At 62.1% G+C, this 17,901-nt stretch carries 23 protein-coding genes and 1 pseudogene; 6 read left to right on the top strand and 18 right to left on the bottom strand.

Annotation, left to right across the window (positions count from 1 at the left end; all coding sequences use genetic code 11):
• Positions 1-17 precede the first annotated feature (17 nt).
• Positions 18-818, top strand: coding sequence for a polyphosphate kinase 2 (gene ppk2, locus AAE027_RS09835; protein ID WP_370987581.1), 801 nt, complete (start codon positions 18-20; stop codon positions 816-818).
• Positions 819-861: 43 nt separating this feature from the next.
• Here ppk2 and AAE027_RS09830 read toward each other — a convergent pair whose 3' ends face one another.
• The 3 genes from AAE027_RS09830 to AAE027_RS09820 all read right to left on the bottom strand — a co-directional run bounded on the left by AAE027_RS09830 (position 862) and on the right by AAE027_RS09820 (position 3,464).
• Entirely contained in the window at positions 862-1,296 is a 435-nt protein-coding gene (locus tag AAE027_RS09830) for a hypothetical protein (RefSeq protein WP_370987768.1), read from the bottom strand.
• 294 nt (positions 1,297-1,590) lie between these two features.
• Positions 1,591-3,294 (bottom strand): SulP family inorganic anion transporter, encoded by a 1,704-nt coding sequence (locus AAE027_RS09825; RefSeq protein ID WP_370987580.1) that lies wholly within the window; start codon positions 3,292-3,294, stop codon positions 1,591-1,593.
• Positions 3,291-3,464 (bottom strand): hypothetical protein, encoded by a 174-nt coding sequence (locus AAE027_RS09820; RefSeq protein WP_370987579.1) that lies wholly within the window; start codon positions 3,462-3,464, stop codon positions 3,291-3,293. Before AAE027_RS09820 ends, AAE027_RS09825 begins: the two co-directional genes overlap by 4 nt.
• 109 nt (positions 3,465-3,573) lie before the next feature.
• Between AAE027_RS09820 and AAE027_RS09815 the strand changes: the two are divergent.
• From AAE027_RS09815 to AAE027_RS09800, 4 genes and pseudogenes are all read left to right on the top strand, one after another.
• Positions 3,574-3,805 (top strand): annotated as a pseudogene (locus tag AAE027_RS09815) (aspartate-alanine antiporter-like transporter); the annotation flags it as partial.
• 26 nt (positions 3,806-3,831) lie between these two features.
• Positions 3,832-3,978: a hypothetical protein gene (locus tag AAE027_RS09810; RefSeq protein WP_370987578.1), complete on the top strand. Its 147-nt coding sequence runs from the start codon at positions 3,832-3,834 to the stop codon at positions 3,976-3,978.
• 20 nt (positions 3,979-3,998) lie between these two features.
• Positions 3,999-4,874 (top strand): alpha/beta hydrolase family protein, encoded by an 876-nt coding sequence (locus AAE027_RS09805; RefSeq protein WP_370987767.1) that lies wholly within the window; start codon positions 3,999-4,001, stop codon positions 4,872-4,874.
• A gap of 23 nt (positions 4,875-4,897) precedes the next feature.
• Positions 4,898-5,482, top strand: a complete 585-nt coding sequence (locus tag AAE027_RS09800) for an invasion associated locus B family protein (RefSeq protein ID WP_370987577.1) — start codon at positions 4,898-4,900, stop codon at positions 5,480-5,482.
• A gap of 11 nt (positions 5,483-5,493) precedes the next feature.
• Here the strand turns inward: AAE027_RS09800 and AAE027_RS09795 are convergent, their stop codons facing one another.
• Positions 5,494-5,862 carry a response regulator transcription factor gene (locus AAE027_RS09795; RefSeq protein ID WP_370987576.1) on the bottom strand — a complete coding sequence of 123 codons (369 nt, stop codon included), beginning with the start codon at positions 5,860-5,862 and terminating at the stop codon, positions 5,494-5,496.
• Between the two features lie 182 nt (positions 5,863-6,044).
• Positions 6,045-6,668 (bottom strand): response regulator transcription factor, encoded by a 624-nt coding sequence (locus AAE027_RS09790; protein ID WP_370987575.1) that lies wholly within the window; start codon positions 6,666-6,668, stop codon positions 6,045-6,047.
• A 306-nt stretch (positions 6,669-6,974) separates the two neighbouring features.
• On the opposite strand from AAE027_RS09790, the gene AAE027_RS09785 reads away from it, so the two are divergent.
• A complete protein-coding gene (locus tag AAE027_RS09785; protein ID WP_370987574.1) occupies positions 6,975-7,658 on the top strand; it encodes a helix-turn-helix domain-containing protein in 684 nt (227 codons plus the stop codon).
• A gap of 33 nt (positions 7,659-7,691) precedes the next feature.
• Here AAE027_RS09785 and AAE027_RS09780 read toward each other — a convergent pair whose 3' ends face one another.
• The 13 genes from AAE027_RS09780 to AAE027_RS09720 form a co-directional block, all read right to left on the bottom strand.
• Positions 7,692-8,171: a potassium channel family protein gene (locus AAE027_RS09780; protein WP_370987573.1), complete on the bottom strand. Its 480-nt coding sequence runs from the start codon at positions 8,169-8,171 to the stop codon at positions 7,692-7,694.
• Between the two features lie 108 nt (positions 8,172-8,279).
• Positions 8,280-9,404 (bottom strand): AI-2E family transporter, encoded by a 1,125-nt coding sequence (locus AAE027_RS09775; RefSeq protein WP_370987572.1) that lies wholly within the window; start codon positions 9,402-9,404, stop codon positions 8,280-8,282.
• 185 nt (positions 9,405-9,589) lie between these two features.
• Entirely contained in the window at positions 9,590-10,039 is a 450-nt protein-coding gene (gene aroQ / locus AAE027_RS09770) for a type II 3-dehydroquinate dehydratase (RefSeq protein WP_370987571.1), read from the bottom strand.
• A gap of 13 nt (positions 10,040-10,052) precedes the next feature.
• Positions 10,053-10,799 (bottom strand): amino acid ABC transporter ATP-binding protein, encoded by a 747-nt coding sequence (locus AAE027_RS09765; RefSeq protein WP_370987765.1) that lies wholly within the window; start codon positions 10,797-10,799, stop codon positions 10,053-10,055.
• A 62-nt stretch (positions 10,800-10,861) separates the two neighbouring features.
• Positions 10,862-11,689 carry a transporter substrate-binding domain-containing protein gene (locus AAE027_RS09760; protein WP_370987570.1) on the bottom strand — a complete coding sequence of 276 codons (828 nt, stop codon included), beginning with the start codon at positions 11,687-11,689 and terminating at the stop codon, positions 10,862-10,864.
• A 51-nt stretch (positions 11,690-11,740) separates the two neighbouring features.
• Positions 11,741-12,397 carry an amino acid ABC transporter permease gene (locus AAE027_RS09755; protein ID WP_370987569.1) on the bottom strand — a complete coding sequence of 219 codons (657 nt, stop codon included), beginning with the start codon at positions 12,395-12,397 and terminating at the stop codon, positions 11,741-11,743.
• 10 nt (positions 12,398-12,407) lie between these two features.
• Positions 12,408-13,076, bottom strand: a complete 669-nt coding sequence (locus tag AAE027_RS09750) for an amino acid ABC transporter permease (protein WP_091878454.1) — start codon at positions 13,074-13,076, stop codon at positions 12,408-12,410.
• Positions 13,077-13,127: 51 nt separating this feature from the next.
• Positions 13,128-13,982 carry a shikimate dehydrogenase gene (locus AAE027_RS09745; RefSeq protein WP_370987568.1) on the bottom strand — a complete coding sequence of 285 codons (855 nt, stop codon included), beginning with the start codon at positions 13,980-13,982 and terminating at the stop codon, positions 13,128-13,130.
• Between the two features lie 15 nt (positions 13,983-13,997).
• Positions 13,998-14,825, bottom strand: a complete 828-nt coding sequence (gene aroE, locus AAE027_RS09740; protein WP_370987567.1) for a shikimate dehydrogenase — start codon at positions 14,823-14,825, stop codon at positions 13,998-14,000.
• Positions 14,826-14,827: 2 nt separating this feature from the next.
• The gene (locus tag AAE027_RS09735) at positions 14,828-16,054 is read right to left on the bottom strand and encodes a CaiB/BaiF CoA transferase family protein (RefSeq protein WP_370987566.1); all 1,227 of its coding nucleotides are present in this window, start codon (positions 16,052-16,054) and stop codon (positions 14,828-14,830) included.
• Entirely contained in the window at positions 16,051-16,521 is a 471-nt protein-coding gene (locus tag AAE027_RS09730) for a MaoC family dehydratase (protein WP_370987565.1), read from the bottom strand. Before AAE027_RS09730 ends, AAE027_RS09735 begins: the two co-directional genes overlap by 4 nt.
• A 19-nt stretch (positions 16,522-16,540) precedes the next feature.
• Positions 16,541-16,927, bottom strand: coding sequence for a VOC family protein (locus AAE027_RS09725; protein ID WP_370987563.1), 387 nt, complete (start codon positions 16,925-16,927; stop codon positions 16,541-16,543).
• Between the two features lie 4 nt (positions 16,928-16,931).
• Positions 16,932-17,876: a ketopantoate reductase family protein gene (locus AAE027_RS09720; protein WP_370987562.1), complete on the bottom strand. Its 945-nt coding sequence runs from the start codon at positions 17,874-17,876 to the stop codon at positions 16,932-16,934.
• Between the last annotated feature and the right edge of the window lie 25 nt (positions 17,877-17,901).

Below are 17,901 nucleotides of genomic sequence, written 5' to 3'. Positions count from 1 at the left end.
CAACAGGAAGGATCGGCATGGCCAAGGACGTATCTGCGGAGCGGATGAAGCGTAAGGACTACGAGAAGGAGCTTGAAAAGCTCCAGGTCGAGCTGTGCCACCTCCAGGATTATGTGCGGGAGAACAAGCTGCGGGTCATCGTCTTGTTCGAAGGCCGGGACGCCGCCGGCAAGGGCGGGACGATCAAGGCCATCACCGAGAAGGTCAGCCCGCGCGTGTTCCGCGTCGTTGCCCTGCCCGCGCCGTCCGACCGCGAGAAGACGCAGCTCTTCTTCCAGCGCTACATGGAGAGATTTCCGGCCGGCGGCGAGATCGTGATCTTCGACCGAAGCTGGTACAATCGCGCCGGCGTGGAATACGTCATGGGCTTCTGCACCCCCGCCGAGCACGAGCGCTTCCTCACGCTCTGCCCGCAGATGGAGAGATACGTCATCGATGGCGGCATCATCCTGATCAAGATCTGGCTCGAAGTGGGCATGGACGAGCAGGAACGCCGCTTCCACGCGCGCATCGACGACCCTGTCCGGCAATGGAAGCTGAGCCCGATGGATCTAGAGTCCTACCGGCGCTGGTACGACTATTCGCGAGCTCGCGATCTGATGCTCAAGCAGACCAGCACGAAGGAAGCGCCGTGGTACATCATCCGCTCCGATGACAAGCGAAAGGCACGGCTGAACTGCATCGCGCATCTCCTCGGCGCGATCCCCTACAAGCGCATCAAGAAGGACACGATCAAGCTGCCGAAGCGCTCCGAGAAGGGACGCTACAACGACCAAGCCAGCCTAAAGGGAATGAATTTCGTCGCCGAGCGATATTGAAACGCGAACGGGCTGCGGTGGCGCAGCCCGTTGCATGTTCGGATCACTTCAAGCGGATTGTGACGCCGCCGACGGCAGCCGATACTTCCGCGCCGACTCGCGGGCCGCTGAGCTGGAGGATCACGCCATTGCTGTTCTGCAACTGAACGGCACCAGCGCCTGCGGCGACTGCCCCACCCGCTCCACCCACGGCATAAGAGCCTTCGATGGACGCCGGCCCCTTCAGATTGAGGGCGCGGCCGACGAACTTCGTGGTCGACGCTCCGACCGTCAAGCCGACGCTCATGCCGGACACCGTGAAGGGATATTTCTTGCCCCGGTATAGCAGGACGCCTTCGCCGCCCCCGACACCGACGATAAATCCACCCTTGGTGAACACGACGGCAACCTGGCCGGTGTCAGCACGCGACTGCGTGCTGACACCGGTAGCGGCTGCGATCGATGCAATCAGGACGGCGCCGATGGTAACTTTCCTCATGATGTTTCCTTCATTGATCTTGAAGACGTGGAATCCGATCGCCCAGACGATGAACGACTTGATGGTGCAGGCAATGAAACCAACGATAAGGATCTTCAGGGCGAGCGGACCGGTGAGCTGCGCCAAGAGCAGTGCGCGGCCTTGGTCTCTTTGGACATCTGTCTCTCCCGATCCTTTGGGGCGAAGGTGATGCGGGATCGTGAGTGCGCCGCCGGTCGCTCCATTGATCCAAGTCAACGGTCGTGTCCATTCTGATCGGCAATGCCATGCAGTTCGCAACGCAATAGGAAGGCGTCAGACCGTTCGCGGCGCGGTGCTCGCCTGATCATCGCTCAGCAGGCTATCGAGCGACCGCAGCCACTGACCGCTGTCGGTCTTGGCCGCGAGTCCTTCGGCGCGCAGGAGGTCGCGGAGCTGCGCATGAGCGCCGACGATGCAGAAGGTCACCCTGCGTGACGCAAGTTCGTCATGGAGATCGTGCAGCATGCGCGCGCCTGCCAGATCGATATAGGGCGACGCCGACAAGTCGCAGGCCACCAGCCGGACGGCCGGCGCCTCCCGGAGGGCGATCAGGACGGTTTCCAGGATCGTCTCGGCATTGATGTAGAGCAGCGACGCTTCGGGCCGGAAGGCGATGATTCCAACCAGCGGCTCGACGCCCTCATGCCTCGCACTGTCCGAATACCGGCCGCTGCCGGGCAAGCGTCCGAGGAATGCGACGTTTGGCCGCGAGGCCCGCGCCAGCAGCAGGAAGATCGACGCGATCGATGCCAGCAGAATGCCCTGGAGGATGCCGAGCAGCAGCACGGAGATCAGGGCAATCGCCGCGGCGTAGAAATCGATCCGACTGACCTGCCACATTCGTAGCAGTGCACGAACGTCGACCAGCCTGTAGACGGCGGCGAAGACGATCGCCCCGAGCACCGCCTTGGGGAGATTGGTCAGCAGCCCCGTGAAGAACAGCAGGCACAGCCCGAGCGCCACCGAGCAGATCACCAGCGCCAACGGTGTCCGCGCGCCGGCACTGTCGTTGACGGCCGATTGCGACAGGCCGCCGGCGACGGGATAGCCATGGCCTAAGGCAGCGGCGAGGTTCGCCGCGCCAAGTCCCAGGAACTCCTGACGGACATCGAGCGGATAGCCGTGCTTGGCAGCAAAGCTGCGGGCTGCCGATACGCCTTCGATATAGGCCAGCAGCACGCAACCTGCCGCCAGCGGAAACAGATCGTCGAACTCCAGCAGGCCGAATGTCGGGATCCCCAGCGCCGGCAGCCCTTCCGGTATCTTCCCGGTGACGGGCACACCGAGGGCCGGGAGGCCCAGAAGTGTTGCCAGAATGATCGCGAGCGCAACGATGGTGATGCCGACGGGCTTGCCCGGCAGAAGCCGCTCGCCAAGCAGGAGCAACAGGAGCGCGACGGCGCCGATGGCGAGCACAAGCGGATCGATGCCGCCGAGTTGACCGCCCAGTTTGATGGCGCGATCGAAGAAATTGTGGCCGCCACCGGCAACACCGAGCAGGCTCGGCAGCTGGCTCATGATGATGGTGAGCCCGGCACCGGCCTTGAAGCCGACCAGAATGCTGTCGCTGACGAGGCGGACCAGCACACTGAGCTTGAACAGCCAGGCGATGAAGCACAACACGGCCACCGCAAAGGCTGCAAGGCTCGCGATCTGGGCATAACGCAGTGCATCGCCGCCGGCCAGCGCGCCGACGGTGCCGGCGATCATCAGGGAGATCGCCGAGGTCGGGCCGATCGCGAGCTGCCGCGATGACCCCAGCAACGCGTAGCCGATGCCGCCGAGCATGTAGCCATAGACGCCGACCTGCGGCGGCAAGCCGGCGAGCGCGGCATAGGCGAGCGAGACCGGGATGGCGTAAGCGGCGAGCGTGATGCCGGCGATCGCGTCGGATGGCAGCCATTCGCGCTTGTAAGCGCCAAGCCAGCCGGCCGGCGGAAAGAACCGCATCCACGTCGGATCGGACGGTGTGTTCATCGACCCTCCTCCGAACGAGACGCTTCGCAGCGCGACAGCACAATCAACAGCGCGACCACCGGCAGGCCCCAGCGCGAGCGGCGCAACGTCCCCAGCGGCGCGCCCCCGGATGCGACCGCGAAGATGTTCTCGCCCTCGACCTTGACGAACATCGCGGCTGTCGCAAACATTTCATGAGGTCATAGGGCATCGCCTCGTCTCTGCCGAGCCTTGATCTGGATCAAGCAATGTCCCCGCACCGCCAATCAAATCGCACCAACGCGCCGGGGGAACGCGACCATGGAAACCGTCAGGTGGATCATCACCGCCGCACCGGAAATCTTCCTGCTGCTGGCGATTGCGATCGGCACCATCCTCGGCTGCATCAGGGCCCGCGGTTTCTCGATCGGCACCACCGCCTGCATCCTGATCGTCGCCGTCTTGATCGGACAACTCGGCAGCTTTCACCTTCCCGCCGGTCCTGCGGGCGATCCTGTTCAGCCTCTTCGTCTTCACGATCGGCTACCGGTCGTGACCTGCGGAGCGCTCGCGGGCGCCATGACTGTCGATGCCGCCGTCACCGGCGCCTGCGACGTCGCCGAGAGTCAGACGCCGGTGCTCGGCGTCGCCGTGCCCTACGCGGTCGGCAACGTCGTGCTGACGGTGCTCGGTCCGATCGTGGTGGCCGCAACGTTTTCGGGATGACGGAGGTCGCGATGCATCGCATGCCTGCATTGCTCCAGGCTCTTGCGATTACCCTCCTCGTCCTTCTCGTCGTCGCATCGCCCGTGCGCGCCGAGGACGAGGTCCGCATCCAGGAAGAAGTCTGGGCACTCCCGCTGCCGCTGCCGATGTTCGCCTATCTGGTGCGTCCGGTCGGCGACCGCCCCTTCCCGCTGGTGATCATGAACCATGGCGTCTCGCTCAACCCGACTGATCGCAGCTTCTTTCCATTGGTGGAATTCCGTGATGCCGCCAAATGGTTTGCAAAGCGCGGCTATCTCGTGGTGGCGCCGGTCGGCAGCGGTTATGGCGCACAGGCGATCGACATTCCCGAGCGCGCACTGTTTGGCCCGTTCTTCTCCAAGGTCGGCAGGTGCACCAATCCCAACTTTCATGATGCGGGCCTTGCTGTCGCCCAGGTCGATCTCTGGATCATCGACTACCTCGCCACCGAGAAGCGGATCATCCCGAAGGACGTGATCGTGGTCGGGCAGTCCGCCGGCGGCTGGGCTTCGATCGCCTTGTCGAGCGTGAACCCGCCGCAGGTGAAGGCGATCATCACCTTCGCCGCCGGCCGCGGCGGCCGGGTCGGCGGCAAGCCCAACAACAATTGCGCGCCCGACAAGCTGGTCGCGGCCACCGCGGATTTCGGCCGCACCTCGCGCGTGCCGATGCTGTGGATCTACATCGAGAACGACACGTTCTTCGGACCCGATCTGTCCAAGCGCATGCATGCCGCCTTCACCGCCGCCGGCGGCCGCGCCGAATATCATCTGATACCGCCGTTCGGCAATGAAGGCCATTTCTTCATCGGCTCGCCGGACGCGATCCCGCTCTGGTCGCCGCTGGTGACGAAGTTCTTGGATGCGCAGAAATGAGCTCATATCTCGGAGACGCGACGATGCCCCGCCCTCTTGATTGTCTCTCCGGTCTCTTGATGGTTGCAGTCCTCGGGACCGCCACAAGCGCAACCATCGCCGCGCCGGAGGCCACGAAAGCCGACAAGCCCGCCGAGGTCGCAACGCGCGGCCAGCGCGAAGCAAAGGACATCAGCTATGGAGCCTGGCAGAAACTCTGCTTCAAGGCCGGCGGTGCGCCGATGCTGTGCCGGACTTCGATAACAGGCAAATTCCCGACCGGTCAGACGGCCGTGCGCATCGACCTGATCGAGCGCGAGGACGCTTCCACAGCCCGGCTGCAGTTGTTCGTGCCCGTCGGCATGTACCTGCAACAAGCCCCCAAATTGACGGTCGACCACGGCACTCCCTTCCGCGTCCCCTATACCTGGTGTGTCACCAACCTCTGCATCGCAGCCGACGTGGCATTGCCAAAGACCCTCAAGGAGATGGCATCAGGCAAGGCGCTGACGCTCGAGCTCGTCGATTCGAATCTCCTGGCCCTCACGACCTCGGTTCCGCTGGCTCAGTTCGCGTCCGTGCGCAACGGTGCGCCCGCGAAGACGCTGGAGCAGTATGTCGAGGAGTGAGCGCTCGCGGCCTATGCGACAGTGGCGCGCGTCACCGATTCGATCAGCGATTCTGCGGAAAATGGCTTTGTCAGATAAGCGATGCAGCCCGACGCGATCGCCGCGGTACGGTTCGCGGGGCAATCATTACCGGTTACATAGATCACCGGCGCCATGACGCCGTTCTCAGCCAGCCTTCGCCGCACGTCGATGCCGGACTTTGCGCCAAGATTGATGTCGAGGATGATGCAAATCGCGGTGTAGAACTTGCCATGATCGAGCAAGGCACCCGCGGTGTCGAACAGCGTAGTGTCGAACCCGTGTCGGCGCAGCAGTCTGTCCATGCTGGCACGCATGGACGCATCGTCGTCGACGACAAAGACGGACTCGCGTAGGGGCAAGGCGATCTGCCTTTCCGGGAGATGACGAACTGCTACGATGGTGGGATACTGGATACGATTGCGCCGCGTTTACGAGCGGACATGCACTATTGCATACGGCTCGCCGTGCACTGTCAACACGCCTCAGCATTGTCCTTTGGGGCAGTCACAGCGGGGAGAACCGTACCGCTGTGACGATGCGGCTAATGCTCGTTCGAATCGAGTATTCCGAGCCGCTCTGCGATCGAAACGAGTTCCGCCAGCGAATGAACCTGCATCTTCTCCATCACTTGATGGCGGTGCGCCTTCACTGTGCGTTCGGTGGTTCCGAGCTCATGCGCGATCTGCTTGTTGATCCGGCCGCGCACGATGTGATCAAACACCTGTCGCTCGCGCTGCGTCAGCGTGGCCAGATGACCACGAAAAGCATCAAGCCTGCTGCGCTGGGTGCGCGCCGTTTGCTGACTGGCCAACGCGCGCTCGATCGCGTCGAGCAACTGCTCGGAGGATATAGGTTTGGTCAGGAAGTCTTCCGCACCAGCCTTGATCGCGCGCACGGTGGTTGGCGTGTCGGCATGACCGGTCAGGAAGATAATGGGCAGCACGGAACCGGACGCGATCAACCGGGCCTGCAGATCTGGACCGCTCAGTCCCGGGATCCGTACGTCAAGCAGGATACACCCCACTTGCTCGTCATCCGGCGCCGAATCCAGCAGCTCCAGTGCTGAGGCATAGGTCGCGACCTCATATCCCGCGAGCTTCAGCCGGCGCTCGATCGCGGTCCGAAAGGACTCGTCGTCGTCAACAACGTGAACGAGGCCTGGCACCTTTTACCTCTCGACCAATTTAATGAGGACGGCTCGACGTCCCTCTTATTCTTCAAAGTCACATCTTCACGTCTGGAAGTCCGAATATCTGCTTCGCAATATGTCGCATCTCCACCGCAGGAAGCTTCTCATCCTGCGCAGCAATCGCCAGTGCTGTCCTTTGGTACAATGAACCTTGGGACAATGGATTGAACTACCACCTTGGTCGAAAATCAACTGCGGCGGGAGTGGGATAGCGCGGCGCATTTCCAGCTGAAAATATTTCATCCGACCGACCAATTCGGCGACAAGCTGAGGAGTTGGCCCATGTTCGTTCGCATCACAACGGGTTCCACCCTGCGTCCCAATACCCTCCGCGACCTCGGCATGACAAATCATTCAAATGCGCTGGTCAATTTAAGCGAATTCTCCTACCGAAAAGGATCCGAGATCTACGGCGAGAAAGAGCCGGCCGAGTATGTTTACCAGGTCAAGTCGGGAGCGGTACGAAGTTACAAGCTGCTGTCGGATGGCCGCAGGCAGATCGGCGCATTTCACCTCATTGGCGACATCTTCGGGCTCGAGAACGGCAGCGAGCACCGGTTCACGACGGAAGCCATCGTCGACACCACGGTTCGCCTGATCAGACGGCAAAGTCTCGAAACCGTGGCCGAGAGCGATGTCATGGTAACCAGAAACCTGCTCAGCATGACGACAGACAACCTGCAGCATGCGGAAGACCACATGCTGCTTCTCGGCCGCAAGACCTCCCTGGAGCGCGTCGCGGCGTTCCTGCTTGAAATGGACAAGCGCCTGACGGCCGCCGGCGTCATGGCACTTCCGATGTCGCGGCGCGATATCGCCGACTATCTCGGCCTGACGCTGGAGACTGTCTCGCGCGCTCTGTCGCGACTCCATGAGCTTGGCGTTCTCGGCTTCGTCGGCAACACTCAGCGTCAGATCGTGCTGCTCGACCGGCACCAGCTCGCCAGTCTCGATCTGCAGCCCTGAACCGGCGGAGTGCTGGTCCACAATCCACGGCCATCAAGATGGATCCACGCGACTGCGTTGGGTCCGTGGTAAACTTGTGCCGGGCGCTTCCGTCAGCCCGAGATGTTCGAGTGTCTTGCGCAAGACTTCGAACAGAATGGCGGCGGACCAGCCGAACAGCAGAACACCATTCATGGCGGTCAACGGGCCGATCAGCCGCCATTCGCGCACCGGCGTGATGTCGCCGTAGCCCAGCGTGGTGTAGTTGACGAAAGCAAAGTAGAGCAAGTCCGTGTCGGCGGCAGCGGCCTGGACGACATTGTAGGTCGCGGCCCACATCAGGATTTCGAGCATGTGGGCGATCTTCAACACGACGGCGGCCGCGATCATGACGCCCATGAGATGCAACCTCGGCCGACTGGTATGACGCAGGCCTGCACTGCGGGCGATGGCGACCGCGACCACCGTCACCAGCGCGTGGAGCCCGATATTGATCACACTGACCAGGATGCCGACAAGGAATTGTAGCATCATAGCGTCGAACCCGACCTCAATTCGGCAGACCCAATTCGTTATGATCGACGACGAGAATCGTATCTATGGCGACCATGCTCGCGCCCATCGACGAAGGGGACGATTGATCTAGGTCAACGGTGCGTCGACGGTTTCCGTTTCGGCAACGGCAGCCTGGTCCACCTGAATCGGCGTAGCCCGGTCGATCCCGATCCATGCAGCCGCCAACTCCCAAGCAACCGACAGGATGATCGGCCCGATGAACAGGCCGATGATCCCATGCGCGAGCGTACCACCGATGACCCCGATCAGGATCACGAGCGTCGGCGTCGTCAGGCCTCGCCCCATGAGAAGCGGCTTCAGGACGTTATCAAGAAGACCGACGGCGACGAGATAGACCGTCAAAAGCAGGGCTACGGTCACGTCCTTGTCCATCCATATCCAAACGACCACGGGAAGAAGCACGATAGCCGCGCCGATCTGAACGATCGATAGCAAGAGCACGATGATTGCGAGCAGCCCTGCGCTTGGGAGGCCAGCGAGCTTGAAACCGATGCCCGCCAGCAGGGCCTGCACGATGGCGACACCGATGACACCCTGTGAGACCGCGCGTATGGTGGCCCCGGCGAGCTCCAGGAAGTGCTCGCTCTGGTCCGGCACGATGCGCAACAGGAAGCCCCGGAGCGCGGCAACAAGCTGCGCCCCGTACGGAAGCAGGAAACCGGCGACGACCACCGACAGCAGGAATTGGAGCATTCCGATGCCGGTGTCGCCCGCAAACGACAACATCGTCCCGGCGAGCGGTTTCAAATACGGCGCCAGCTCGCGCAACGCAGCACGGATATTCGTGTAGGCCTCATCCCAGAACGCGTAGAGCTGCGGACCGATCAAGGGCCAATCCCTGATCTGCTCTGGCGCCGCCTGAAGCACGAGATCCCCGCTGCCGATCTGGCCCGCAAGGTCCCGGAGCCCTTCAACCGCACTCAGGCCCAGCCAGGCGGCGGGACCGATGACGATACCTAGCGTGACGAGGGTGAGAACGGCTGAGGCGATCCGGGGACGATCGCCGAGGCGTTGGGCGAGCCAGGCGAAAACCGGGTAGAACGCCACCGCCAGCACCGCGCTCCAAGTCAGGATCGGCACGAACGGTCGGATGATCAGAAATGTCCATAGGATCAGCAGGCCGAGCAGCGCCAGCCGGATCACAAGCTGGACAACATCGTCGGTGGACAGAAGCTGGCGAAGTGTCTTCAAGGCTTTGTGCCGGATCTCAGAGGCCAGACAGCTTACAGCTTGAAGACCGCGGGGGCCGGAGACTTGATCCAGATCAAGCGAGCGGTTCCGACCACTATTGCCCTCCGCCGACGCCGGCGCAGACTACCAAACATCTGCAGCGATCGGCGTGACACGTTGGCGCATCACGACGGACTCATACGATGCTATCCCTTCTTCTCATCAAACAGCTTGGCCACACGACGCAAGCCGAGCAGATAACCCTGGGTCCCGAAGCCTGCGATGACTCCATCAGCTCGTTTGGAGACAAACGAGTGGTGGCGGAATTCCTCGCGTTTGTGCACGTTGGAAATGTGCACCTCGATCACTGTCCCCTCGAACGTGTTTAGAGCATCCAGGATGGCGACCGACGTATGGGTGAAAGCCGCGGGATTCATCACGATGCCGACAGCCGTCTCGCGCGCCTCGTGGATCCAGTCGATCAGCTCGTATTCTCTGTTGGATTGATGAAAGCGAATCTCCAGGCCAAGCTCCTTGGCTAGCGCTCGACAATCCCGCTCCACATCCGAAAGCGTCTCGTGGCCATAGATGTGGGGCTGGCGCCTGCCGAGCAAATTGAGATTTGGCCCGTTGAGGACGTAGACAAGACGACTCATGGAAGTACTCCGTTCAGTGATGGGCGAGGATCTCACCAAGGAACTGCCTGGTGCGGGCGTGCTGTGGATTGCGGAAGAAAGCGCCGGGCTCGCCTTCTTCGATGATCTGGCCTTCAGCCATGAAGATGACCCGGTCGGCAACCTGGCGCGCAAAACCCATCTCGTGGGTGACGCAAATCATGGTCATGCCGTCGTTGGCGAGGCCTATCATCGTATCGAGCACCTCCTTGACCATTTCGGGATCGAGAGCCGAGGTCGGTTCGTCAAACAGCATCACCTTGGGCTGCATGCAGAGCGCGCGCGCAATCGCGACGCGCTGTTGCTGACCGCCCGAAAGCTGAGCCGGATACTTCTCAGCCTGGTCACCGATGCGCACGCGCTCGAGGTATTTTCGCGCGGTCGCCTCCGCCTCGGTCTTGCTGATGCGGCGCGCGCGAATGGGGGCGAGCATGCAATTCTGCAACACCGTCATATGCGGGAAAAGGTTGAAGCTCTGAAAGACCATGCCGACGTCCTGACGTACGACATCGATTGCCTTGACGCTGTCGTCCAGCCGATGACCGTTTACTACGATACTGCCCTGCTGGATCGCCTCGAGGCGGTTGATACAGCGGATCAGTGTCGACTTGCCTGAGCCGGACGGACCGCAGAGCACGATCTTTTCACCCCTGCGCACAGTGAGATCAACGTTGCGGAGAGCTTGGTACCCGCCGTACCACTTCTGCACACCCAGCATTTCGATCAGGATCTGATCCCGCATGAATTCGGCCTCCGACATCGACAGCGGCCAACGCGCGCAGCGCGTCGGCCGCTTAACGGTATTTACTGGACTGTGAACGGAACGCCGGGGACCGAGTCCGGGAAGGTCGGCACGGGCGCCCTCATCCACTTGGCGTAGAAGCCGGCCAACTTGCCGTTAGACTTGATCTGGTCGATGAATTTGTTGGCGGTCTCGTTCCACTCCTTCTCTCCCAGGCGCGTGCAGGCCCCGTTGTACAGAGCGGTGAAGTGAAGCTTGGGCTCGAACCCAAATTCCGGCTTTGCGGCGTTCAGACGCTGCGGGTAGAAGCTGTTTGCGCCGACGGCCTGCACCTGACCCGAGAGCAGCGCCTGGATCGTGGCCGCATCATCATCAAATCTGCGGATTTCAGTGCCCGCTGGAGCACTATTGGTGACCTGGGTGTCCTGCGTGGAGGACCTCGGAACGCCTATAACGTACTTGCCCATATCGGCATTGCTGCTGATCGGCGTTGCCTGGGCAGCGACAAGCGTGATCTCATTGGCAACATACGGTTTGGAATACTGCACCGCCTTTGCACGCTCGGGCAGCATCGCCATGGTTGCGAACAGAATGTCTACGCGGCCTGTGGTCAGCGCCGGAATACGATTGGCCACCGCCAGCGGGACAAACTCGGCCTTCACGCCAAGATATTCAGCGAAGGCGCGCCCCATATCGGCATCGATGCCATCCTGCTTTCCTGAGCTGTCGACATAGCCCCATGGAGGATTATCGCCCTGAATGCCGATGACAATGACGCCCTTCTTCTTCACGTCTTCCAGAGTGCCCGCCTGCGATTTACCCGCGACAGCGATGGCCCCCAGCATCAGCAGCGCGATGCCGAGCTGGCGACGATTGAGTGAAAACAACATCAATATCTCCTCCTGATGATGGCTTTATGTGATTGAGCAAGTGCGCCGTTCCTACCTTTGATTGGCCAGGGCGAGCCTGGCCTCCATCCGGCTGCCCCACCACGACAGTGGCCAGCAGAGGATGAAATACATCGCGCCGACCACGCCGAAGACGAGCAACGGCTGGAAGGTCTGGTTCGATACGATTTGACCGGCGCGGGCGAGCTCGATGAAGCCGACGATGGCAGCGAGCGAAGTGCCCTTGATGAGCTGCACGAGATAGCCGATGGTCGCCGGCAGCGAGATGCGGATCGCCTGCGGCAGCACGATGTCGCGCATGCGGGACGAATAGTGCAGTCCAAGCGCCATCGCCGCCTCGGTCTGGCCGCGCGGCACGGCCTGTATCGCTCCGCGCCAAATCTCACCAAGGAAGGCGGAGGCATTCACGGTGAAGCCGATCGCCACCGCGACGAAGGCGTCAAGCTTCAGCCCGGTTAGCGCCAATCCGTAATACACGACGAAAAGCTGCAGCAGCAGCGGAGTGCCCTGGAATATCCCGATGTAAATGCGGATGACCCATTCCACGCCCTTATGACCACAGGTGCGCAGCAATGCGACAGCCAGCCCCGCCGTGCAGCCGCCCGCAAACGCGACCAGCGTCAGCAGCATCGTCCATTGCAGCCCACGCATCAGGAAACCGAACTCAGGGAGGCCAAAATGCGGTACCATGATCTCCCCCTCAGCGTGTCGGATATGAGAAGAAGCGGTGAGAGATAACCGCGAAGCCCAGCATCAACAGCCAGGAGATCGCGAGGTAGAGGAAAGTGACGAAGAAGTAGACCTCGAAGCTGCGGAATGTGTCGCTTTCGATGCGCTGCGCAACCGACGTCAATTCGTAAGCCGATACGGCCGAACAGATCGACGAGGTCAGCGTCAGCATGATGAACTGACCCGTGAGCGAGGGGTAGATCGCGCGAAGCGCTGGCTTGAGCACAACGAACCGGAATACCTGCCCTTTGTGCAGTCCGAGCGCGTAGCCGGCTTCTACCTGTCCCTTATGAATGGACTGCACCCCGCCGCGGATGATCTCGATGGCGTAGGCGCCGCCATTGACACCGAGTGCGATGACGGCGGTGGCTGTCGGATTGAGCTTCAATCCGACGAGCGGCAGGGCGAAGAACAGAAAGAAGATCTGCACCAGGAAAGGCGTATTGCGCACGGTCTCGACGAAGCCGATCACGAGAGCACGCAACCACGCCGCCTTCGAATCGCGTGCCGCGACGCCGGCGACACCGATCATCATTGCGAGCGTCATGCCGGCAAGCGCCAGGCCCAACGTACCCACGCACCCCCACAGCAGCGCGGGCATCGCATGCCAAACCACCGAGAAATCGAGCGTGTAGCCCATCTTGCGTTTCCTCTCGGGCGTTGTACGTGCCGCTCGCCCATCGGCCGGGTGTCACCCTCCCCGGGATGCAAAAGTGGCGAAGAAGACGTCTGGATCAGGTGAGATGCCCGTGAACAGGCGGAATGCCTCGGTGCCCTGGAAGATCGCCATGCCACCACCATCGACGGTGCGGCAGCCGAGGGCACGCGCCGCGCGCAGCAACGCGGTTTCCAGCGGGAAGTAGACGATCTCGGCGACCCACAGATCGGGACGCAGCAGGGCCGTCGGCAGCGGCGTGCCCGGATACTTGTCCATGCCGATCGGCGTCGCGTTGACAATTCCGTCTGCGGAAGCGACGGCCGCCGCGACATCATGGCCGGCCCTCAAGTGCCCCTCTACAAATCGGGGGGACAAGCTATCCACCAAACTCTGCGCCTTGGCCACGTCGACGTCGATGATGGTTAGCTCCCGCACGCCCAGCTTCATGAGCGCGAAAGCGACCGCCGAGCCTGCGCCGCCCGCGCCGAATTGGACGACGCGACCGAGCGATGCACCTTGCATGTTGCGGCGAAAGTTCTCGGCGAAGCCGAACCAGTCCGTGTTGTGGCCGGTCATTCGGCCATTCCTGATGACCACGGTGTTCACGGCGCCAAGCGCCTCTGCGTCAGGCGAAAGCTCATCCAGGAGTGGAAGAATCGCCTGCTTGCAGGGATGGGTCACGTTCAACCCGTCAAAGCCCATCCGCCTTGCGGCCGTGAGCAATTCCGGCAACGCCTCCACACCGAGCTTCAACTCTGTCAGATCGATCTTCTTGTAGATATAGCGGATGCCAGCGGCGTCTGCGGCCGCTTCGTGCATGGGCGGGGTGCGGGACGCAGCGATGCCGCTGCCGATCAGGCCGACGAGAAAGCTGGACTTCGGATGCATGCTCGGCATCGCCCGTCAGCTCAATGGGATGGTCAGTTCGGCGATGACCTGAGCCGTGCTCGGTCGAACGCCGCGCCACCAGGAAAAAGCTTCGGCCGCTTGCTCGACCAGCATGCCGACGCCGTCGGCCAGCTTGGCTACGCCTTCGGCGCGGGCCGCTTGCAAAAAGGGCGTCAGCCCTTTGCCATAGGCGAGTTCGTACGCCAGCGCCGCACCGCGGAAGACATTGCCTGGAAGCGGCGGCATTTCACCCCGCAGGCTGGCCGACGTCGCGTTGACGACGACGTCATAGCCCTCGGCAAGATCGGCCAGTTCAGCATAGCCGCTGACAATCAGCGGACCACAACCGGCAAGCTCTTCGGCCAATGCGACCGCTTTCGACAGCGTTCGGTTGACCAGAACCAGCTCGGACGGCTCCTGGCGCAGGAACGGCAGCAGCGCGCCACGCGCTGCTCCTCCAGCGCCGAGCATTAGGACGCGCCGGCCGGCCATTTTGACGCCGAGATTGACGGTGATGTCACGCACCAGGCCGATCCCGTCGAAATTCTCGGCAATGATCCGATCGCCCTCGAACTTCAGGCAGTTTGCGGCGCCTGCTCGTTTGGCGCTCTCTGAAAGCTCATTTGCGTAGGCGAAAGCATCGAGCTTGAACGGGGCTGTGATGTTCAGCCCCTTGGCGCCCTCCGTCCGGAATTGATCAACCCGTTCGTTGAAGCCATCGAGTGGTCCCTCGATCGCCTCATAGACAAGGTCCTGTCCCGTCATTTTGGCGAAAGTGCCATGGATGAGGGGTGATTTGCTGAAGCCGATCGGATTGCCAATCACCGCATAACGATCGCTCATGGCTACTCCTGCACTGCGGTTTCGTTGTAGAGAACACCGTCTCGCACCATCGCGTCGATGGTTTGGGCCGACAGTCCCAGCGACTCTGCCATGCGGCGATTGTCCTGGCCGAGCAGCGGCGCCGGAGTGCGCACCGTGGTGTCGCAATCGGAGAAGCGGAATGGCAGGTTCGGCAACGTCACCTTCCCGAGCACGGGATGCTCCTGCTCAACCAGCATGCCGCGCGCGTGGATCTGCGGATCCTTCACGACCTCTTCGATGGTCTGCACGGGCGCAGACGGCACACCTGCTTCGTCGAGTGCCGCGAGGCAGGCATCCCGAGACGGCTGCGACAGCGTCCAGTTGCGCACGATGTCCATCGCTTCGGCATAATGGGCGTTCCGCGCGGCAGGCGTGGTGAAGCGTTCGTCGGATGACAACCTGCTTCCTCCGATCAGCGCCGCCAATCGTCGCCACGCATCATCGACTTGCGCAGCGATGACAAGATTGCCGTCCTTGGCCGGAAAGACCCCGTAAACGGTCGAGTCCGGCTGTCCGCTGCCGGTCTGCTTCGGCAGGTCGGTACCGCCGGAGAGGAAGTAACGCTGAACCGCATAGTCGTGCATCGAGACCATGCAGTCGTACAGCGCCAGATCGATATGCTGGCCGCGGCCGGACGACGCGCGGCCGACCAGCGCGGCATTGATGGCAGCCACACCGTGAATGCCGGTATACATGTCGGCCAGTGGCATCCGCAGCAGCGGCGGCGCTTCACCGGGGGAGCCCAGTTGCGCCAGAGCGCCCGACATCGCCTCTGCGATCAGGCCGAAGCCCGGACGGTCGGCATAGGGACCGGTGTGGCCATAGGCGGAGACCGAGCAGTAGATCAGTTCGGGATTCCGCGTCGACAGCGCCTTGTAACCGAGCCCGAGGCGCTCGAGTGCGCCGGGGCGGTAGTTCTCGATGAAGACGTCGGCTGTGTCGACCAGCTTCATCATCATGTCGAGACCACGCGTGTCGCGCAGATCGATACACAATCCCTGCTTCCCCATGTTCTGCTGCAGGAAGTAGCCGGATTGTCCGTCCTTGAAATACCCATGGGCTCGGCCCGCATCGCCTGCCTTCGGACGCTCCACCTTGATGACGTCCGCGCCCATCGCGGCGAGGCAACGGCCCATGAACGGGCCGGCCAGGAAATGGCTGTAGTCGATGACGCGAATGCCTTTGAGCGGCAGATCTTGCGCCGTCATGCCTGCTCTCCTGCGGCGTTGGTCTTCGGCCGCATCGGAATCATCAGCCGATGCTCGCCTAGCTGCACCACTTCGCCGCGCTGGTTGATGAGCTCCGAGGGCAGCACCACGATGCCCCACCCGTCACGCTTCGTGGCGCGCATCGAACCAACGCGGAACTTCACGTGCACGGTGTCACCGAGCTTGATCGGTAGCTTGAAATCCCACGTCCAGCCCAGCGACATTCCCGGAAGGAAACGGTAGTCGGCACGGGTCTTCAAACCGTCGGCCAGCGACAGACCGAACAGCCCGTGCGCGACGCGCGTGCCGAATGGTGTGGTCTTGGCGTATTCCTCGTCGACATGGACCGGCGTGAAATCACCCGTCAGTTCGGCATAGGCATTCACCATCGCTTCGGTGACCGTCACCGAGGGGGTGACGCATTCGTCACCGACCCTGGCATCGTCCCAGTAGCGCTCACCGGTCATGTCGCGTCTTCCTCTAACTCTAGGCACGGGGATTGATCGCCAGGGCGGCTTCCACGGCGCCTGCACTGGCTTGCAAGATTTCGACGTTGAGCCCGCCCGGTAGCTCGAGCCAGTTCGGCCCGGCAGGCAACGCCTTGGCGCCCCACGCGGCCGCACGGGCGAGCACACCTTCGTAATCGTCGACCATGATGCCGAGATGGGCGAGACGCCCCTCTGGTCCCGCGAAGTTCGGATCTTCGATGAGTTGCACGCTTCCGAGCACCCACACCTGACGTGGGCGCGCGCCATCGGCGGGTTGCTCGTCGCGAATGGCAAGACCAAGCACCTCACGAAAGAAGTCGACGTGACGATCAACATCAGGCACACGGATGGCGACGTGTTCGACATAGGCACGGGGCGGCGACATCGTCTCAGGACCTTCCAGGATAGTGGCTGCGGGCGTATTCGATGCCCTTGACTAACGCGACGAGGGTGGAATTTACGGGAGTTGGGACGTTGAGCTTGGCGCCCCAACGCACGACGGAGCCGTGGATGTAGTCGACCTCGGTCAGGTTGCCGGACTGCAAACTCTGCAACATCGACGTCTTGAACTCGGGCGGTAGACCAGCGGATGCCATCGTCCAAGCGCGTCGCGGATCGGTGATCGAGATCTTCACGCCAGCCGCCTGCGCGACCGCGATGCTCTCCGAGATTGCGGCCAGCGCGCAATCTTCCAGGATAGGCAGCGAATAGAGACCGCCATAAGTCAGCCCGGTAACGGCGGTAATTCCTCCTCCGGCGACATTGATGAACAACTTGTCCCACATCGTGCCCAAGATGTTGTCGCTGAGCAGCGTGAGAATGCCGGCACGATTGAACGTCTCGGAAATTCGCTGAGCGCGTTCCGTCAGGCGTCCATCAAGTTCGCCGATGATGGTTTCCTTGCCGATGACCCCGGAGCGGACATGACCGGGGCCGAGCAGCACGCCGCCTACGTAGGTCTTGCCTGCCATGACCCGGTCACGACCGACTTCCTCCGAAAGGATGTCCTCATGACCAAGACCGTTTTGAAGTGACATCACGACCGTCTGCGGTCCGATGATCGGCGCTGCCGCCCGGATCGCATCCCGCGTGTGATAGGACTTGACGAGGACGATGACGAGGTCCGCCACGATGCCGACCTGGGTCGCGGAGGTGCAGGCAGAGACCGTCACAACGGTCTCGGCGTCACCTTCGAGCATCCGGAGACCATCAGCATTGATCGCGTCGACATGAGCCTGGAACGGATCGATCAGCCAAACCTCAGCGCCACCGCGCGCCAGCGTGCCACCGATGGTCGAGCCCAGGGCTCCCGCTCCGATAAAGCAGATCCTCATCCGAACGCTTCTCCCGCGCCCTTTT

The organism is Bradyrhizobium sp. DN3, assembly GCF_041357655.1.
Lineage (GTDB): Bacteria > Pseudomonadota > Alphaproteobacteria > Rhizobiales > Xanthobacteraceae > Bradyrhizobium.
The sequence above is the reverse complement of the archived record's forward strand: the minus strand, read 5'-3'. Positions and strand labels throughout refer to the sequence as shown.

What these genes read in the sequence shown, in the direction of transcription:
- AAE027_RS09760 (WP_370987570.1), bottom strand. Translation starts at nt 11,689, where the DNA reads ATGTTGTTTTCACTCAATCGTCGCCAGCTCGGCATCGCGCTGCTGATG.
- AAE027_RS09735 (WP_370987566.1), bottom strand. Translation starts at nt 16,054, where the DNA reads ATGACGGCGCAAGATCTGCCGCTCAAAGGCATTCGCGTCATCGACTAC.
- AAE027_RS09780 (WP_370987573.1), bottom strand. Translation starts at nt 8,171, where the DNA reads ATGATGCTACAATTCCTTGTCGGCATCCTGGTCAGTGTGATCAATATC.
- AAE027_RS09785 (WP_370987574.1), top strand. Translation starts at nt 6,975, where the DNA reads ATGTTCGTTCGCATCACAACGGGTTCCACCCTGCGTCCCAATACCCTC.
- AAE027_RS09810 (WP_370987578.1), top strand. Translation starts at nt 3,832, where the DNA reads ATGACTGTCGATGCCGCCGTCACCGGCGCCTGCGACGTCGCCGAGAGT.
- AAE027_RS09830 (WP_370987768.1), bottom strand. Translation starts at nt 1,296, where the DNA reads ATGAGGAAAGTTACCATCGGCGCCGTCCTGATTGCATCGATCGCAGCC.
- AAE027_RS09720 (WP_370987562.1), bottom strand. Translation starts at nt 17,876, where the DNA reads ATGAGGATCTGCTTTATCGGAGCGGGAGCCCTGGGCTCGACCATCGGT.
- aroQ (WP_370987571.1), bottom strand. Translation starts at nt 10,039, where the DNA reads ATGAGTCGTCTTGTCTACGTCCTCAACGGGCCAAATCTCAATTTGCTC.
- AAE027_RS09755 (WP_370987569.1), bottom strand. Translation starts at nt 12,397, where the DNA reads ATGGTACCGCATTTTGGCCTCCCTGAGTTCGGTTTCCTGATGCGTGGG.
- AAE027_RS09750 (WP_091878454.1), bottom strand. Translation starts at nt 13,076, where the DNA reads ATGGGCTACACGCTCGATTTCTCGGTGGTTTGGCATGCGATGCCCGCG.
- AAE027_RS09730 (WP_370987565.1), bottom strand. Translation starts at nt 16,521, where the DNA reads ATGACCGGTGAGCGCTACTGGGACGATGCCAGGGTCGGTGACGAATGC.
- ppk2 (WP_370987581.1), top strand. Translation starts at nt 18, where the DNA reads ATGGCCAAGGACGTATCTGCGGAGCGGATGAAGCGTAAGGACTACGAG.
- AAE027_RS09825 (WP_370987580.1), bottom strand. Translation starts at nt 3,294, where the DNA reads ATGAACACACCGTCCGATCCGACGTGGATGCGGTTCTTTCCGCCGGCC.
- AAE027_RS09725 (WP_370987563.1), bottom strand. Translation starts at nt 16,927, where the DNA reads ATGTCGCCGCCCCGTGCCTATGTCGAACACGTCGCCATCCGTGTGCCT.
- AAE027_RS09820 (WP_370987579.1), bottom strand. Translation starts at nt 3,464, where the DNA reads ATGTTTGCGACAGCCGCGATGTTCGTCAAGGTCGAGGGCGAGAACATC.
- AAE027_RS09765 (WP_370987765.1), bottom strand. Translation starts at nt 10,799, where the DNA reads ATGCGGGATCAGATCCTGATCGAAATGCTGGGTGTGCAGAAGTGGTAC.
- AAE027_RS09745 (WP_370987568.1), bottom strand. Translation starts at nt 13,982, where the DNA reads ATGCATCCGAAGTCCAGCTTTCTCGTCGGCCTGATCGGCAGCGGCATC.
- aroE (WP_370987567.1), bottom strand. Translation starts at nt 14,825, where the DNA reads ATGAGCGATCGTTATGCGGTGATTGGCAATCCGATCGGCTTCAGCAAA.
- AAE027_RS09805 (WP_370987767.1), top strand. Translation starts at nt 3,999, where the DNA reads ATGCCTGCATTGCTCCAGGCTCTTGCGATTACCCTCCTCGTCCTTCTC.
- AAE027_RS09800 (WP_370987577.1), top strand. Translation starts at nt 4,898, where the DNA reads ATGCCCCGCCCTCTTGATTGTCTCTCCGGTCTCTTGATGGTTGCAGTC.